General features: G+C 40.7%; 13 protein-coding genes. 10 read left to right on the top strand and 3 right to left on the bottom strand.

What is annotated here, in order from left to right:
• Positions 1-14 precede the first annotated feature (14 nt).
• The 3 genes from AW17_RS13750 to AW17_RS13740 all read right to left on the bottom strand — a co-directional run bounded on the left by AW17_RS13750 (position 15) and on the right by AW17_RS13740 (position 6,752).
• Positions 15-1,562, bottom strand: a complete 1,548-nt coding sequence (locus AW17_RS13750; RefSeq protein WP_051691842.1) for a beta-N-acetylhexosaminidase — start codon at positions 1,560-1,562, stop codon at positions 15-17.
• Positions 1,563-1,755: 193 nt separating this feature from the next.
• Positions 1,756-3,531 carry a RagB/SusD family nutrient uptake outer membrane protein gene (locus AW17_RS13745; RefSeq protein WP_036669925.1) on the bottom strand — a complete coding sequence of 592 codons (1,776 nt, stop codon included), beginning with the start codon at positions 3,529-3,531 and terminating at the stop codon, positions 1,756-1,758.
• An 11-nt stretch (positions 3,532-3,542) separates the two neighbouring features.
• A complete protein-coding gene (locus AW17_RS13740) occupies positions 3,543-6,752 on the bottom strand; it encodes a SusC/RagA family TonB-linked outer membrane protein (RefSeq protein WP_051691841.1) in 3,210 nt (1,069 codons plus the stop codon).
• Between the two features lie 483 nt (positions 6,753-7,235).
• On the opposite strand from AW17_RS13740, the gene AW17_RS13735 reads away from it, so the two are divergent.
• The 10 genes from AW17_RS13735 (at position 7,236) to AW17_RS13695 (ending at position 17,352) form a co-directional block, all read left to right on the top strand.
• Entirely contained in the window at positions 7,236-8,105 is an 870-nt protein-coding gene (locus tag AW17_RS13735) for an AraC family transcriptional regulator (protein ID WP_029277321.1), read from the top strand.
• Between the two features lie 353 nt (positions 8,106-8,458).
• Entirely contained in the window at positions 8,459-9,805 is a 1,347-nt protein-coding gene (locus tag AW17_RS13730; protein ID WP_029277320.1) for a Gfo/Idh/MocA family protein, read from the top strand.
• A gap of 156 nt (positions 9,806-9,961) precedes the next feature.
• On the top strand, positions 9,962-10,210 hold the full coding sequence (locus tag AW17_RS23645) for a ThuA domain-containing protein (protein ID WP_083488716.1): 249 nt from the start codon (positions 9,962-9,964) through the stop codon (positions 10,208-10,210).
• 12 nt (positions 10,211-10,222) lie between these two features.
• Entirely contained in the window at positions 10,223-11,092 is an 870-nt protein-coding gene (locus AW17_RS13725) for a sugar phosphate isomerase/epimerase family protein (RefSeq protein WP_029277319.1), read from the top strand.
• Positions 11,093-11,489: 397 nt separating this feature from the next.
• Entirely contained in the window at positions 11,490-12,254 is a 765-nt protein-coding gene (locus tag AW17_RS13720) for a phytanoyl-CoA dioxygenase family protein (RefSeq protein WP_083488715.1), read from the top strand.
• A 56-nt stretch (positions 12,255-12,310) separates the two neighbouring features.
• Positions 12,311-13,132: a sugar phosphate isomerase/epimerase family protein gene (locus AW17_RS13715; RefSeq protein WP_029277315.1), complete on the top strand. Its 822-nt coding sequence runs from the start codon at positions 12,311-12,313 to the stop codon at positions 13,130-13,132.
• A gap of 45 nt (positions 13,133-13,177) precedes the next feature.
• Positions 13,178-14,602, top strand: coding sequence for an MFS transporter (locus AW17_RS13710; protein ID WP_051691839.1), 1,425 nt, complete (start codon positions 13,178-13,180; stop codon positions 14,600-14,602).
• Between the two features lie 50 nt (positions 14,603-14,652).
• Positions 14,653-15,735 carry a Gfo/Idh/MocA family protein gene (locus AW17_RS13705; protein ID WP_029277311.1) on the top strand — a complete coding sequence of 361 codons (1,083 nt, stop codon included), beginning with the start codon at positions 14,653-14,655 and terminating at the stop codon, positions 15,733-15,735.
• A gap of 22 nt (positions 15,736-15,757) precedes the next feature.
• Positions 15,758-16,492, top strand: coding sequence for a glucosamine-6-phosphate deaminase (locus tag AW17_RS13700; RefSeq protein WP_029277309.1), 735 nt, complete (start codon positions 15,758-15,760; stop codon positions 16,490-16,492).
• Positions 16,493-16,494: 2 nt separating this feature from the next.
• A complete protein-coding gene (locus AW17_RS13695; RefSeq protein WP_029277307.1) occupies positions 16,495-17,352 on the top strand; it encodes an ROK family protein in 858 nt (285 codons plus the stop codon).
• Positions 17,353-17,753 lie beyond the last annotated feature (401 nt).

The raw sequence follows: 17,753 nt of genomic DNA, 5'->3' as shown, positions 1-17,753 counted from the left end.
GTCGGTACTTACCCTTATTGTGCATCTTTATTATACTTTATATCAAAAAAGTTAAGCCAGTAAATATGGCCAGCTTTACGTTTTGCAAAGTTGTCGAAGTCATTTACGGTTTGATCAGACCAGGCTCTTTCAGCCAGGGCCAATACGCGTGGGAACAGCTGGTAATCTATTTTTGATTCGGTACGGCAAATGTGTGACCAGAAATTGCCCTGGATGCCCAGATAATGTTTTTTCTCTTCGGGGCTGGCATCTGCAGGAATAGGTTCATAAGTATATACATTTTTGGTATTGGTTATCGAATAAAGCTCATCAAAATAAAGTGATGATGAAGGAGACATTACCACATCATATCCATCTTTTGTTGCTCTCATACCCGTTTCCTGATCACGCCACACCATAATTACCCAGTTTTTGTTTATTCCGCCCCCATCTAAAATCTCATCCCATGCTACCGGTCTCTTGTGATATTTCTCTACCTCGGTGCCTAATTGGCTCATGAAATAACTTTGCAGCTTTTCTTCGTCCTTTATATTATTGGCATGCATAGCGGCCTGACATTTAGGACATTCTTTCCACCGGTTTTTGGGCACTTCATCCCCTCCCAGGTGCGAATACGGTGATGGAAATAGTCCAGCCGTTTCTTTGATTACCTCATTAAGCAGTTTGTAACTATCGGGGTTCCCCGCGCAGAAAACATCCAAACCGCCACGATCAAAGAATGGGGCAATATCATCTGTCTTCCCGGTACAGGAAAGTTGAGGATAGGAATTCAGTGCGGCTGTACAATGTCCAGGGCTCTCTATTTCAGGAACAACCTGCACATGTCTGCGCTGCGCATATGCCACGATCTCTTTGATCTGCTGTTGGGTATAAAATCCTTCGAATTCTTTTGGTTCATTATATTTTTTATCGAAATAAGCCCCTTGCTTGGTTAACAACGGATATTTTTCTATTTCCAGGCGCCATCCCTGCTCATCAGTTAAATGCAGGTGAAGCGTATTCAACTTATAAAAGGACATTCTATCAATTGTCTTCTTTAAATATTCAGGTGCCATGAATGTCCTCGAACAATCGAGCATTAAGCCCCTCCAGCCAAACCGCGGCTTATCCTGGATTTCCACTAAAGGGAATTGCCAATATTTATTATCCTTTGTTGGCTGGTTTAATAATTGCTGTAAGGTAACACCGCCGTAAAAGATACCAGAGGCTTCAGAGGCCGTAATCTTCACACCTTTATTATTGATCTGCAATCCATAGCTTCCATCACCTGAAGTAACACTTTTATCAAGTGTCAAAGTTATGATAGTGAAGATACTGGCGTTTTTGGGTGCATTCTGGCCTACCTTTACATCAATGCCCGTCACCTTTTTCAGATCCTGCGAAAGTAAATTTGCTTCTGCCGCGAGTTTACTGTCATACTGTATATACAGCCCAGAATTTACGGCAAGTTTCTCATCGCCCCTAAGATGCATACTTAATGGTTGTGGGATCACGGTAGGCTGTGCCTGTAAAACCATGTATCCGGCGAAAAAAAAGATAAGTGTCCACAAAGATTTTTTCATCATTTTGTCTTTTTAGAAGGTACTCAAAAACCTTATATTGTTTATTTCAATAATTAATGCGTTACGCACAGGGTTTAAATTAATAGTTTTATTTCATCTGCCATAAAAAGGCCGCCCTGTAAAAACAGGACGAGCCTTAGTTGATTGATCTTTGGGACGATCTAATTCGATTTATAAAGTCTTTAATTTCCGCTTACCACCCCGGATTATTAGGTCCTAGCTTAGGATTCAGTACCAATTGGTCACTCGGTAATGGCCACAGGTAATCTCTGCTAACTTTAAACTGGTAACCATTGGCCATTGAACCAATATTTTTGAAAGGTTCAATATATCCATTCGCATCTGTTGGATATTTGCTCAGTGTTTCAGGCGTAAACATTGTTGCCCATTGTGCTAATTTGGCTCCTTTCGGTTTCCAATTGGTAATTAAAATACCTCCTGCAGCCCAACGGTAGATGTCGTCGTGTCGGAAGCCTTCACAAGCCAATTCAACCCTTCTTTCTCTACGCACTTCATTGATTATTGGAGAAAGACTTGGGAACTTCCAGTTTGGATCTGTTGTAATTCCTCCGATTGACAAAGGAGTCATCCCCACCCGGTTGCGAAGTAAATTCACGCTCACATCAAGATCTGCCTGGGTAATGGCACCCAATTCAGCTTTTGCTTCTGCATAATTTAATAAGACCTCTGCAAATCTAAAGTAGATCAGCGCCTGGGTAGAATTTTCGACCTGCTGTAAAGCATCTGTATTATGGCCTTTATATAATTCATAACCTGTTGGAACATTGGCTGAATTGGTAAAATCAGGTCTTGTAAAAACTACATTTGCTGCGCCGTTCGCTCGGTTTGTGGTAATAGCGGTACCCGGTACAAATACAGTCTGTTGCAATCTAGGATCTCTATTAGCTACTACATTCGCCAAAGTATTATCCCCTTGATATTGTGTACTTGCGGCAATAGGCTTTCCATCTTTACAAAGGTAATCATCCACTAAACTTTTTGTTATTCCTCTTTGCAACGCAATAGGAACAAACAAGTACCATCTTTGAGACAAGCCCATGCTATTGTCAAACTTTCTCCAAAGCATTACCTCTTTACTGCTGCTATAATCAGTCTGGTTAAACAGTTTCCAATAACCATCAGTCATTCCCGCATTATCTAATTGATATCCATGAGGATTATCGATTAGTGCTTTAGCAACACTGGCGGCTTTTTGAAGATATTTTGTTCCGTCCTGACCTGAGACACCAAAAGGTGTTCCGGCATGATATTTTTCCCATGTTCCTTCATACAAAGCTACTCTTGACTGAAATAACATGGCAACTTCTTTGTTTATTCTGAAAGTCTCGCCGCTTCCATTTGAGGGCAGATATTCGATTGCCTTGTCCAGATCCTCTAAAATATGATCTACGATAACATTACGTGACTGTCTGCCTTGAAATAATTCCTGCGTGTCAAGATTGGTAAGTGGTTTATCAACCCAGGGCAGATTACCGAAATTTTTAAGCCTGTTAAAATAAAACAAAGCCCTAAAAAATAGCGTTTCACCTACATACGGCTTTACATTATCCCACTTATCTGTCACTTTTTGATAGTTGGCCATAAAATAGTTAATGGTCCTTAATTGTGCCCAATCCCATCCGCCTCCACTTGCGGGTACAACATTTTCACTGTTTAAAGTAGGATTATATGGAATTGAAATCATGTTATCACTACCTTGATCTGCGTCCTCACCATAATTACCTGCCTGATTATACCCGGAAAAAGAAGGAAGCAGTGTCGTGTTATAATTGGATGGTGCTCCAACCGGAGCATCGTAGTAACCATTGGCATATAATTTCAGATCATTGGCAGATTTCCAATACTCAGCATTACTGATGTTGGCTTTGGGCACTTGATCGAGAAAACCTTTTTTGCAGGATGCTGACACCAATACTATGGCTGCCAGTAATATTTTATTTATTTTCATTAGTTTTCAGTTTAAAAAGTAACATTCAATCCGAAAGAAAGCGTGCGCTGTAATGGGTAGATCTTACCTTCATCTACTGCCAGTTCAGGATCTAGGGATTTTTGCATTTTTGTAAATGTGGCAAGATTATCTCCACTGAGGTAAACCCTCAGTTTCTGAATTCCTACATGTGATAACAGGTTTTTAGATATCGTGTAGCCGAGCTGAATATTTTTTATGCGCATATAAGCTGCATTTTGCAGATACCTTGTTTGCGTTTGGATATTCTTGTTCATCTGTCCGGACATATAATATTTGGGAAAGAAGCCATCAGGTGTCTGAGGCGTCCATCTGTTTAAATTCTGTGTCATAACAGTACTGCCCCATTCCCCTCCAATAATTCCAAAGTACATATCCGATCCTACCCATGCATCCCTTTTGGCTACTCCCTGAAGGAACATGGAAACGTCAAACCCTTTCCAGTCTCCACCAACTGTCACTCCGTAGGAATATTGTGGAGAGCTATTGCCTATAACTTTTCTGTCACCAGAATTATCTGCGGTATTATTTCCGAAATTAATAACGTTATCGCCATTTAAATCTTTGTAACGCACATCTCCCGGTGTCCAGTTCCCTGCATTTATTGCCGTTTGTTTTGGTGCATTTGCTATTTCCTGAGCACTTTGAAATAAACCTTGGGTCTCATATCCCCATATTTCTCCCATTACCATTCCCTCATACCAATCAGATAGGAGTTTGGTTGTATTAGGATACTTTTGAACGGTACTTTTGCTGTTGCTCAAAACCGCTCTCACGTAATAGTTTACATCATTTATTTTATCATTCCATCCAAGGGTAAGCTCAAAGCCTTTGGTTTGCATCGATGCATTGTTAGCTTGCGGAACTGCTGTCCCCAATATGCTAGGCAGGTTTTCCGAAGGCCCTACAAAATCTGTAGCTTTTCTTATATAATGATCAAATGACATTGATAATTTATTATTAAAGAAAGCCATATCTACGCCCATATTAAGTGATTTAATGGTGGCCCATGTAAGACTAGGGTTTACCAGGCCCGGAGGGCCAACATAAGATTGGCGGCCGTTGGCAAATATCCAGCTGGTGTTTGTAGGGGCAACAGTGGTAAGGCTAGGATAAAAAGGGTAATAGTTATCCTGTCCCGGATTATCTCCCCATTGGTCTCCCAGTGACCCGTACGATCCTCTTAATTTAAATAAATTTACATAGTTTTTTAACGGTTTCCAGAAATTTTCCTCCGAAACTACGTATCCCCCTGAGAGACCGGAATAAAGATTCCATCTCTTATTCTCCAAGAAACGAGAGGAAGCATCATATCTTCCGTTCAGTTCCAATAGATACTTATCTTTATAATTGTAATTGAATCTACCAAAATACCCTTCCATAGCTAGTCTGGTATCATTATCCGCAACCGACGGAGAAGGATTATAAGTAAGATTTAAAGAGGGTATGTCATTTGAGTACAACAAAGAATTTGATGCGTAAAGCATTTTATTAGCCCGGAAATCCTTTATATATCCTCCTAAAATCTGGAAATAATGATTGTTGATTTTCTTCTCATATGAAGAGAAAATATTCGTTACATAGTCTGCGTTTGTTCCATAGCTCTCTTCTAACGAATTATTTGGATTTGTCTGGAATTCAGGAACTTTGTTTCCGCTAGGCTGTATTGTATATACTACTTTATTGAAGTTTTTCGAATTGAAATATGTTCCATTATAAGTGAAATTTCCAGTAATATTCCAGCCAGTTGCCGGTTTGATAACCAGCTCGCCCGTTGCATTCACTTTATCCTTGTCGTAGGTATTCCTTCCCCCTTCAGTAAAGAGTTTAACGCCTGAATAGTCAGAATATTCACCATCAGGATTAAACAATGGCGTGGTGGGAAGTTTTCTTGCTATTTGGTGCATGTAATTACCACCAGTGGCATCCGGATAAGTGGCCGGGGTATTGCCAGACTGTCTGGACAGGGCACTGCGGAAATTTAAGGTCAACCATTTGTTTATTTCAGTCGACACATTTGCCCTCACATTGGAACGGCTATAACTGTCGCTCATAAAATTATACATCCCTCCCTTAGAGGTATAACCTGCACCCAGATAATAGGATGTTGATTTACTTCCACCGGAAACACTCAGATTATGCTGTTGGCTAAAAGCCCACGGTTTAAAATAGATTTTAAACCAGTCATTGTTGCCATTGCCCGTATTCGGACCTGCGCCCGTGAAGTATCCAAGCCCTGAACCATACCAATCGTCATGGTTTGGATCCTTGATCGTCTCATCTTTCATCGTTCCATCCAGGTAGCCCTTGATGCGGCCAAGGGTCTCCTGATTATACCAGGGAGCCCGTCCAGCATTTACGAATGCCTCATTAAAGAGATTGGCAAAATCAAGAGAATTGACCATCTTAGGAAGGTTTATTGCCTGGCTAATAGATAAGTTATTACTATAGTTGATCGTTGGTTTCCCTTCCTTGCCGCGTTTTGTAGTGACAAGCAAAACCCCATAAGGAGCACTTGAGCCATATATAGCCGAAGATGCCGCATCCTTTAGTAGTGATATATTATCAATATCCGAGGGATTGATCGAATTCAGATCTCCACCAGGAATACCGTCAATTACAACCAAAGGTGCTGCCAGCACACCGAAACCGGTAAATCCCCTCACGTTTATATTGGGTTCTGCATCCGGAGCGCCGCCCGCGCCATATATATTTGGCGTCACATTAAGGTTAGCAACCTGTCCCTGCAAAGCCTGGGCAACGTTGGTAACAGGCCTGTTTTCCAATTCCTTTGATGAAACCGAGGCTACAGCTCCAGTAAGGTCAACTTTTCTTCTTTGTGTATAGCCTACGACTACAACATCGTTTAACGCATTATTTGAAGCATCTAATTCAACTAGCAACGATTGATTGTTTTGCAGCGTAACGCTCTTTGAAACAAACCCAATTAAGGAAAATATTAATGTCCGCGATGAACCTTTCAATTTGATACTAAATTCCCCATTGCTATTTGCAATAACCCCGTTCTGGGTGTCCTTTTCTAGGATAGTTGTCCCAGGCAATGCCTGACCTGATCCATCTCTTATTTTACCGGTAACGGTAGTTCCGGAGCTTGGTTGTATTTGCGCCAAAAGATCATTTGGAATACAAATACTCAGTAACAGGAACATGAATACTGAAGTGAATGTGATTTTTTTTGTCATGGTTTGGTTTGGTTACAAAATATATTTGGTATGCGGCGTATCAATCATATATAAGCTACAGACTTTTATTTTATATTTCAAGGATAGTTACATTTTTAATTCCTTGTTAAGTCGGCAATTACCAGATTGATTAAACAAACTTAATGATACCCCCCATGATATTCTTACACAAGAATACTTCGATACTAAAATGAACAATTTGGTTTACCGCTCAATCTGATAACAAGGATGTTTGTCATCAGTAAAGCCAACCATTTTGAAAATTAATACGGGTGGAGCTATAGCCCAATTTATTTATTCCGCGAACCAAGCCGATCGGTTTATATCACAATCAAAAAACAGCCATTATAGGTAAACCACTATAAAAAAAATGGAATACGGAAAGTGGCCAGCTGAGGCCTTGGGGTTGCACCTATTGAATTTTTCGATTTTCAGGTTGACAAAGCCTTTTTTTTTGTAACATTGTTAATACCAATAAACGTTATGCAACTCGATGTAAAATCAACAAGAAACAGGACTATCATTAACTTCCAAAAGGAGGGATATGATGATCTATGCGTTTTGGGCAGATATAAATATAGCAAAGCTGAAAAATATCTGGAGGAACATACACATGTAGGTATGATAGAAATATGCTACTGTGATAAAGGAAGTCAATTGTTTTTTGTCAACAACAAAAAACACCTGGTTAACGGAGGCGACATTTTTATCCATTTCCCGGGCGAAGTCCACAGTACAGGTGGTGAACCGGAAGAAAGAGGTTGTTTATATTGGTTGATAATCAAAATAGATAATATCAAACTAAAGCCCGGCAATAAGATTTGCGCCAACGTGGCCAGTCTACTGGATCTGATTATAAAAAAGGAAATCCGTCATTTCCGCGGAGGAGACGAATGCAAAAAAATCCTGGAGACTATTTTTAAAAAAAATGCACTCCGCAAAAAAACGGTTGTTGAAAAGATCTGGATTGAACATTTAGTTCAAAATTTTTTATTACATGTGCTGGATAAAGTTTCGGGAATGCAGACCGAAACGATAGACAAGCGCTTAGATGTGATTACCGAACACATTACCAATAATCTTACAGAATACATCTCGATTGAAGACCTGGCTAACAAGATTCACCTTTCAGAATCCAGATTTAAGATTTGGTTTAAACAGAATACCGGCTTCAGCCCGATTGATTACATCCAGCGTCAACGCATTTTTTTAGCGATCAAGATTATAAATGACCAGCCCGACATATCGATCACAAAACTTGCCTACTCACTAAATTTCTCTACACCACAATATTTTTCTACTGTAATGAGAAAGTATACCGGCAAGACCCCTACAGAGATAAAAGCAGGTTAGAAAAGAAATAAATCTTTCTATTCATTCCTTAAGTACAATATAGTACTATCCTTTTTTTACGAACAGGTTATTCATACTGTGCAGGTATTTTTGGTTAAACATATACATTATGATGTTTAACATGCTGTCACAAAATCGGATCAATCTTTTCATTCAAAACAGTTATCTGGGGTTGAAGATCATTGTGGAACCTCCATTATCTATACCGATCAAGATAAGTTTTTTTGGTAAAGTGATCCAAAGTGCAGAACTGATAAATACTTATTCAGGTGTTAAAGTTTTACGGACGTAAGAAACAGCCCCTCAGATGATTATGTTCAAAAAAATCGACAATAACCCAATAAATCTTAAATATGTTAAGAAGAGAATTTATAAAAAATAGCACAATCAGCCTCGCCGGGGCTACTATATTACCATCGACTGCTATTTTTGCTACAGAGGAGAAAAAAGTGCGCCTTGGCTACATTGGTGTGGGAGAAAGAGGTATGAACCACATTTCAGCAGGCCTACTCCGCGACGACGTTGAGATCGTTGCCATTTGCGATATTCAGGAACGCTCACTAAAAATTTGCCGGGAACGCATAGCAAAAAGTGGTAAGCCCGCAGCGGTGGAATATACTGGTGGTTTAGATGCATATAAAAAATTGCTGGATCGAAAAGATATCCACGCGGTTATTATCGCAACGCCATGGCAATTTCACTGTAGTCAGGCCGTAGATGCGATGAAATCGGGTAAATATGTGGGATGCGAGGTGATAGCAGGATTAACCCTTGATGATCACTGGGAGATCGTTCATACATCAGAGACCACAGGCGTGCCTTACATGACCTTAGAAAACGTTTGTTACCGACGTGATGTTATGGCCGTACTAAATATGGTCCGCCAGGGCGTATTCGGGGAATTGGTACATGCTGAAGGAGGATATCAACATAACCTTCGGGATGTGTTGTTCAATAATGGTAGGCAGGTCTATGGCGGTGGTGTTGAATTCGGCGAAGGGGCGCTCAGTGAGGCTCAATGGCGTACCCAATTCAATATCGACCGCGACGGCGATCTTTATCCTACACATGGGGCGGGTCCGGTAATGAACTACCTGAACATCAACCGGGGTAATAGGTTTACCAATCTGGTTTCGTTCAGCTCGAAAGCGCGGGGCCTGGCATCTTATGTGGAGGAACTTGCACCAAGGCATCCAAATGCCAATATCAAATATAAAGAAGGGGATATCGTACAGACCATGTTGAATTGCGCGAATGGAGAGACTGTTCTTTTGACCCATGATACCCATCTACCACGACCATATTCTCTCGGTTTCCGGGTGCAGGGCACCAAAGGTATCTGGATGGACCTCAATCAATCGATCTACATTGACCATGTGTCAAAAGATGATGAATGGGAACCGGCCAAAGCCTGGTTTGAGAAGTATGACCACCCCCTATGGAAAAAACACGAAAAGGATGCAAGCGAGGCGGGCCATGGTGGTGTAGACTGGTTTGTTTTTAATGCGTTCATTCTTTCGGTAAAAGAAAAAAAGACCCCACCTATTGATGTCTACGATTCGGTAACGATGAGCGTTATTGCGCCTTTATCTGCAAAATCAATCGCAGAAGGAAATAAACCGCAAGAGTTCCCAGACTTTACAAAGGGCCAATGGCAAATGAGAAAAAATAGGTTTGCATTGGACGATAGTGGCTTTTAATTGCCATGAATTTATTTTTGCTTAAGTACTTGTCCGTGGCTTCATTTATTCCCATACTTTATTATCAATAAAAAAAATCGACCAATGCGACTAAAATTTATTTTATTATTTTTTATTCCCTTTTTGTTTTTTGGCTTTCCTATACCATAACCAAAAATTCTAGTTTTCACTAGAACAGCGGGCTTTCACCATGCCTCTATTCCCGCAGGAATAAAAGCAATCGTAAAACTCGGGAAGGAAAATAATTTTGATGTGGATACAACATCCGATGCTGGAAAAATTACTGAAAGTAACTTAAAAAAGTACAGTGCAGTGGTTTTCTTAAGTACAACCGGCGCATTGCTTACAGCCGCAGAACGGAATGATTTTGATATTTTTAGACCTGGAGAAAACCATCATTTTTAAATAAATTAGATAATGACCAACAGAAGATCTTTTTTGAAAAACACAGGGCTTCTTGCCTTAAGTATCCCTTTATTCGGGAATGACATTTTTGCTGCCCCACCCAAACTGCCTGCCTGGGGCATCCAGTTGTATATGGTGAAGGAGAATATGGAAAAAGATATGCCCGGCACCTTGAAACAATTGGGCACAATGGGTTATACGCAGATAGAAAGCTATAGTGGTACTCAGGGTATGTTTTGGGGCGTCGGCAATAAAGAGTTTAAAAAGCTAGCGAATAATTTCGGGCTGAAAGTGATTTCAAGCCACTATAATGATGAGCCAGGCGGTTTTGAAAGGCAAGTAGAAAAAGCCGCTGAAATCGGAATGAAATACCTGGTCTGTCCATGGAAAGGACCTCAAAAATCTATCGACAATTTTAAACGTTTTGCCGATGAGTTCAACAGCAATGGAGAGATCTGCAAAAAGTACGGTATGCGTTTTGGCTACCATCCACATGATTATCCCTACAAAAAAGTAGATGGACAATTACCAATCGACATTCTTTTAGCCAATACGGATAAAGATCTGGTTGATTTTCAAATGGATTATTATTATACCATAACCGAAGGCCAAAACGCAGAAAAATACCTCAAAGAACACAGGCACCGTTTTAAACTCTGCCACATGCGCGATATATTGAAGCATCGTTTGCCCAAAGACAGTGAAGAAGAATCTTCCTGTGATTTAGGGCAAGGTACAATCAATTATCCACGCCTGTTATCCACGGCCTTAGACAATGGCATGAAGTACTTTTTTGTGGAGCAGAGCCGCTTTTATCATGAAACTCCTTTACAAAGTGCAAAAGTGAATATTGATTATCTAAAGAAACTGCGCTTGATTTAATACTTATGGAGTGATTTTTAGCAAACTCTTTCGCTAAGGGCGAAACTCAAGACTTGCCATGATAAGGCCCGTGATCCAGCGCAAGGCCCAGCGCTTCAAAAATAAGATCCATTTGATGAAGGGATAAATTCTTCCCTTCATCAAATGCAATCCGTCCGGATTTTCCGCTTAAGCGATACAGCCCATCTCCCCTTCCAAAAGCTAAATTTACCCTTTACCAAACTTCCTCCCCTTCGCAATATTTCTTTATTGCAACGGAAATATACAGTAAGATTCCCAAGTGGTTTAAACTGAATATTTTCCTTATCCATTCCCTTAGGTTCAATATAATACTATCCTTTTTTTATGAACAGGTTATACACATAATGCATGCATTTTTGATAAAAACCTATGTGTTATGATGAATGATATTCTGTCTCAAAATCAAATCGATTTTTTTTATGTAAACGGTTATTTGTTAGTAGAAAATTTATTAACGCCTGAGGAAGTTGAAACTTATCGTTGCCTGTACGAAGACTTCCTATCCAACAAAATTAATGCCGCAGAGAATCGAGGAGATCTCGCTGGTCAAAATGAAACGGGAACCGAAGATAAGGCTGTTGAACGAATTACCCAGATCATGGTACCCAGCCGGATTGTTCCGTCTTTATTACAAGATGTACTTCACCAGAAGTCATTGGCTATTGCCAAACAGTTGCTGGGAAATGACCTGGAGCTTGACTTTGACATGCTGATCGATAAAGCACCTTATACAAATACGCCAACACCATGGCATCAGGATTGTGCTTACTGGATAAGCATGCCTGACACAAGAGCTACGAGTTGCTGGGTGGCTCTGGATGACTCATTTAAAGAAAATGGCTGTATGTGGTATGTACCAAAATCGCATTTAATACCCATCAGACCACACAGGCCCTCTGGAAAGGGCGGTGCATTACAATGTGATGCTAATGAAGAGGAAGGTGTAGCTGTCGAAATCAAACCAGGAAGCTGTATATTTCACCATGGCGGCACCCTACATTACAGCAGGGGAAATTCTACGGATAAACGCCGTCGTGCATTTATTACCAATTTCAGACCCGCAGAAATGATAAAATTTGAACGTGAACGCGGATACGATCATACCGGAAGTAGGAAGGTAAGAGATGAAAGGGCAAAATAAATACTGCCCTTAATCTCAAAGGAGTCCAACTAACATCAACAAACTACACCAAATAAATGCAAATAAATTATTTCTGTCCCCGTTGGGGAAGTGAAGATATGCCTTGGGATGACTTTCTCAGTGCCGTAAAACAGGCTGGTTATGATGGGGTAGAGATCGGCATTCCCGAAGACGAAAATGCAAAAGCAGAATTGTTGGAAAAAATTGAAGGATATAAGCTGAAGTTTATCGCCCAGCATTGGGAAACAAATGACCGTGATTTTAACACCCATAAAAAATCATTTCGTTATCATCTGGAAAGGCTTATTAAGACCAAACCCTTTCAAGTGAACTCTCATACCGGAAAAGATTATTTCACTGCTGCACAAAATGGAGAACTCCTAAGGATTGCCGAAGAAATTTCAGCGAAAAGCGACGTTTGTATTACACACGAAACACATCGTGGACGGTTTTCATTTGCCTCCCACCTTACAACTCCTTATTTCACGGAATTTCCTAAATTACAGATTACCTTAGATGTTTCACATTGGATCTGTGTTGCTGAGAGTCTATTGTTTGACCAACAGGAAGCCATCGAAAGCTGTTTGCCACATACCAAACACATCCATGCCCGCATGGGCCATACTCAAGGTCCCCAGGTAGACGATCCCCGATTGGAAAAATGGCAACAGACGGCAGAAAGGCATTTTGAAATATGGGATAGTATTGTTGAATACAATAGGGCAAGTGGAACAAAAGAGATTTCCTTTACTACAGAGTTTGGTCCGATACCCTATATGCCAACAGTACCGGCAGGAAAAAGTGCGAGCGGCTTTCAGTTTGAGTTAAATGTTTACATCTTAAAACAATTGATAAAGAGATACAAATGCTCAACTTAGTTAAAAGTTATTATTGAAATTATTCAGATCTTAAAAAAAACCAAAATGATAAAAACAGCTGTTATCACCCCGGAAACCCAACAGATTGATGTTGATAATACTCAAACAGGGAACAGATCTTTGTTAGTAGTTATCGTGTGCGTATTCTTCTTTTGGGGCTTTGCTGCATCAGGCAACGCATTATTGATCCCCGTTTTTAAAGAATCATTTCATCTTTCACAGTTCGAAGCGCAGTTGGTCGAGCTCTCATTTTACATCGCGTATTTCATTGGATCCATTATTTATTTTGTTATTTCTATAAAAAAAGCCAGCTGGCTTCCACAGATCAGTTCAAAAAAAGGAATGATAAGGGGCTTATTGCTTTCCGCTTTTGGAAGCATATTATTGGTTGCCGCCACATCAATCCATTCCTATATCTTCTTCTTGCTTTGTCTGTTTGTTATCGCTTTGGGTTTTACACTGCAGCAGATTGTGGCCAATCCATTATTAGTGCAATTGGGAAATATCAATACCGGTGCGCATCGCTTAATTTTAGCGGGTAGCGTGAATTCATTCGGTAATACCATTTCACCGCTAATACTAAGCGTTTTTTTATTTGGAGGGCTCGCAGCAAAAGTAAACGGCTCAGCTTTATCATTACAGTCTGTGCGTATACCATACATCGTATTAGCAGTTTTATATGTGGTTTTTGCAGTTTGGTTCTACAAAACCCCGGTTCCCAAAACCAGCCAGCTAAGTGATGAACCGGTAAAAGACCTCGGAGCTTTAAAATACCCGCAGCTTGTGCTGGGTATGGTTGCTGTATTTTGCTACGTTGGCGGTGAGGTAACCATGCAAAGTAATCTGCCCGCCCTAATCCATTCTGCTAAAATTTTAGGGTTGCCCGCCAGGGATGCGATTCCCTATTTAAGTTTATTTGGCGGCTGCCTTATGATTGGAAGATGGACCGGGGCTGTTTTTAGCTTTAAAGTTTCAAAAACAGCACAAACATTTCTGCTCTGTCTGGTACCCTTCCTTGCTTTTGGAATTGTTCTTTTAGTCAACTGGTTAGGGGGCTATTCTTTAAACGAAATAATCGACTATGCTTTGTTTTTACCTATATTGATTATTGCCCTGCTCATAAGCAGGAATAATCCCATCAAAATATTGATTTTCGCTTCTGCTGCTGCAATCATAATGATAGCTGGGGGGCTGCTGTTGAATGGTAAATATGCCTTGTACTGCATCGTTTCGGCAGCTTTGTTCAGCTCGCTCATGTGGCCATGTATTTTTCCTGTTGCGATTAAAGGATTGGGAAAATATACCCAGCAGGGCTCATCCCTGCTAATTATGATGATCCTTGGCGGAGCAATCCTTCCTCCCTTGCAAGGTTTGTTATCTGACCATCCATCGATAGGTATACAGCTCTCTTATATTTTACCATTGCTGTGCTTCTCATACGTTGGCTGGTATGGATTAAAAATGAAATAGCACCAGCGTATTATATAATATTTTTTAACAACCCATTTTAGTATTAGAATATGAAAAAGGTAAAAGTTGCCATATTGGGCGCCGGATTTATTGCTGACATCCACATGGAGAGTTATGCAAGATTTGTCCCTGAAGCCGAAGTGGTCGCAGTTTATGCACGAAATGCTGATAAAGGCCAATCCTTTGCAGATAAACACCATATCGCCCAATATTTTTCTTCAATTGATGAACTGATCAAAAACGCTGACTTTGATGTCATTGATATTTGCCTACCAAATTTCCTCCATAAACAGGCAACACTAAAAGCCGCAGCAGCCGGTAAACACATTATTATTGAAAAACCGTTAGCAGTTACGCTGGAAGAAGCTGACGAAATGATTGCTGCCTGCGAAAAGGCCAATGTGAAACTGATGTATGCGGAGGAGCTTTGTTTTGCACCTAAATACGAGCGCGCCAGAAAATTAGTGGAAGAGGGAGCCGTTGGAAGTGTTTATATGTTAAAACAATCCGAAAAACACTCAGGTCCGCATTCCGATTGGTTCTATGATATCAACCAATCAGGGGGCGGTGTCTTAATGGACATGGGATGCCATGGTATTGCCTGGTTCAGGTGGATGTTGAAAAATACTAAGGCTGTGAGTGTTACTGCGTCGATGAATACGGTATTCCATAAGGAGAAAACCCTGGGTGAAGATAACTCCATAGTAATTATAGAATTTGAAAATGGCGTAACCGGCGTTGTGGAGAACTCCTGGGCGAAACAAGGGGGAATGGATGACCGTAGTGAGATCTATGGAACGGACGGTGTGGTATATGCCGATCTATTCGTTGGAAATTCGGTACTTGCTTATAGCAAAAATGGCTATGGTTATGCTATGGAAAAAACAGACACTACGGTGGGCTGGAGTTTTTGTATGTTCGAGGAAGCCTTTAACCAGGGTTACCCTCAGGAATTAAAACATTTTATAGATTGTATACAAAATGACCGGGAGCCATTGATCACCGGTAAAGATGGCAGGACAGTTTTGGAGATCATCTATGCAGCCTACGCATCGGCAGGACAAGGCAAAAAAATAATGCTTCCATTTAGTTCAAAAGTAGAAAGACCCATTGACCTTTGGTTAAAGCCTTAGTACATTTCCAAATATTAAAACCATGACAATAAAAATTTACAGCACGTATGAAGAGCTTTCGGTAAATGTTGCCGATTATGTAATCAAGTTGATGTCAGGTTATGACAAACCCTTGTTTTGCCCTGCATCTGGCGATACACCCGCAGGTGTATATAAGAAATTGATCGAAAGATTTCATGACAAAAAATATGATGTGGCCGGTTGGAAATTTGTGGGTTTGGATGAATGGGTGGGGTTAAACGGAACAGATGAAGGAAGCTGCCGCCATTCAATTGATAAAGACCTGTTCCTCCCGTTAGGCATCCGTAAAGACAACATCTGTTTTTTTGACGGTCGCTCGGTAGATCTTCCCAAATCGTGCAGAGATGCTGAACAATTTATCAGCGATCAGAAGGGAATCGATGTAGTCATTCTCGGTTTGGGAATGAACGGACATATCGCCATGAACGAGCCTGGATGCGCAATTGATTGTAGGACCCAAATTGTACTGTTGCATCCTATCACCGGACAGGTTGGACAAAAGTACTTCAATGAACCCAAGATACTGAAAGAAGGCATTACTTTGGGAATGGGAACACTCCTGGAAAGTACGCATATCATTTTAATGGTAAGTGGTGAGCACAAGGCTGAAATTGTCAGAAAAATGATAGAGGAGCCTGTTACGCGTGATCTACCCGGAAGTCTCTTGCTGAGCCATCCATCCCTTACCATTTTTTTAGATGGCGGTGCTGCCGCCCACCTGTCAAATAAAAATTAAATATGAAGAGCCTTCAGATTCTAGGAATTGACCTTGGTGGAACGAATTTAAGAGCGGGGATCGTGGTTAACGGGATTATCCAATCCTTTGTTTCACAAGCCCTTCATTCGCACGGCACCAGAACTCAGGTTCTTGAGCAAATTTTCGGAGTAATTGATAAAATCATTAATAACGATATCGCAGCCATCGGAATAGGCATCCCAGGCCTTGTGGATCCAACAACAAGGATACTGTATGATGTGGTTAATGTTCCCGCGCTGAATGGGGTGGATCTTTTAATGATTTTGGAGCAACGCTATAATATTCCGGTACAAATAGAAAATGATGCCAATTGCTTTACATTAGGAGAATTTCATTTTGGTGCAGGCCTCCCCTATGAATCTATTGTGGGATTAACCATAGGAACAGGGCTTGGTGCAGGAATTGTAATCAATGGCAAATTATTTACCGGCAAACACGGTGGCGCTGGAGAATTTGGAATGATAAAATATCTCGATAAAAATATCGAATATTATGTAAGTGGCCGCTTTTTCGAACATGTATACCAAACGACAGGAGAAATTGTTTTTCAAAGAGCAATAATGGAGGATGCGGAAGCGATTGAAATGTATGAGGATTTCGGCCGGCATTTAGGCGAAGCGATTAAAATGATTCTCTGTTCGCTGGATTGTGAATGTATCCTCATTGGTGGAAGCGCAAAGACAGCCTTTTCTTTTTACTCCAAGAGTATGTGGGATACAGTTAATGGTTTTGCATATAAACGTGCGGTTTCCGCCTTAAGCATTGAACCATCTATTCTGTTAAATGCGAATATCCTGGGGGCAGCTGCGCTACACTTTACGGTTGACCGACGGAAATAATAAATGAGGTTGTATCATAAATATAGATTTGTCATCCTGAGCCTGTCGAAGGGCCTGTTAAATACGCTTTGAGGTGTTTCGACAAGCTCTCCGTAGGAGTCCTTTGGACAACATGACAGCATTTGAGGTGAAATCGCCTTTATGATACAGCCTCTTCCAAGCCATATAAAGTGAACCTCAACGGCTAAAACTTCTTCAATGGCAAATTTGCAGAAGTTATGCGCAAAATCAAAAACACCTGAATTGACCTTATAATATGCAATTCAGGTGTTTTTTTGACTAAACATGTTATTTCGTTTCCATCAGCGGACTTGGATCCAGGTGCTTTATTTTACCAGGATAACCCGGTAACCAGTTCTGGCTGTTGACTTGACCATATAACCTGAGTTCGATAATTATTT

Source organism: Pedobacter borealis DSM 19626, from assembly GCF_000708285.2.
Classification (GTDB): Bacteria; Bacteroidota; Bacteroidia; order Sphingobacteriales; family Sphingobacteriaceae; genus Pedobacter; species Pedobacter borealis.
This window is presented reverse-complemented; position numbering and strand designations above follow the sequence as displayed.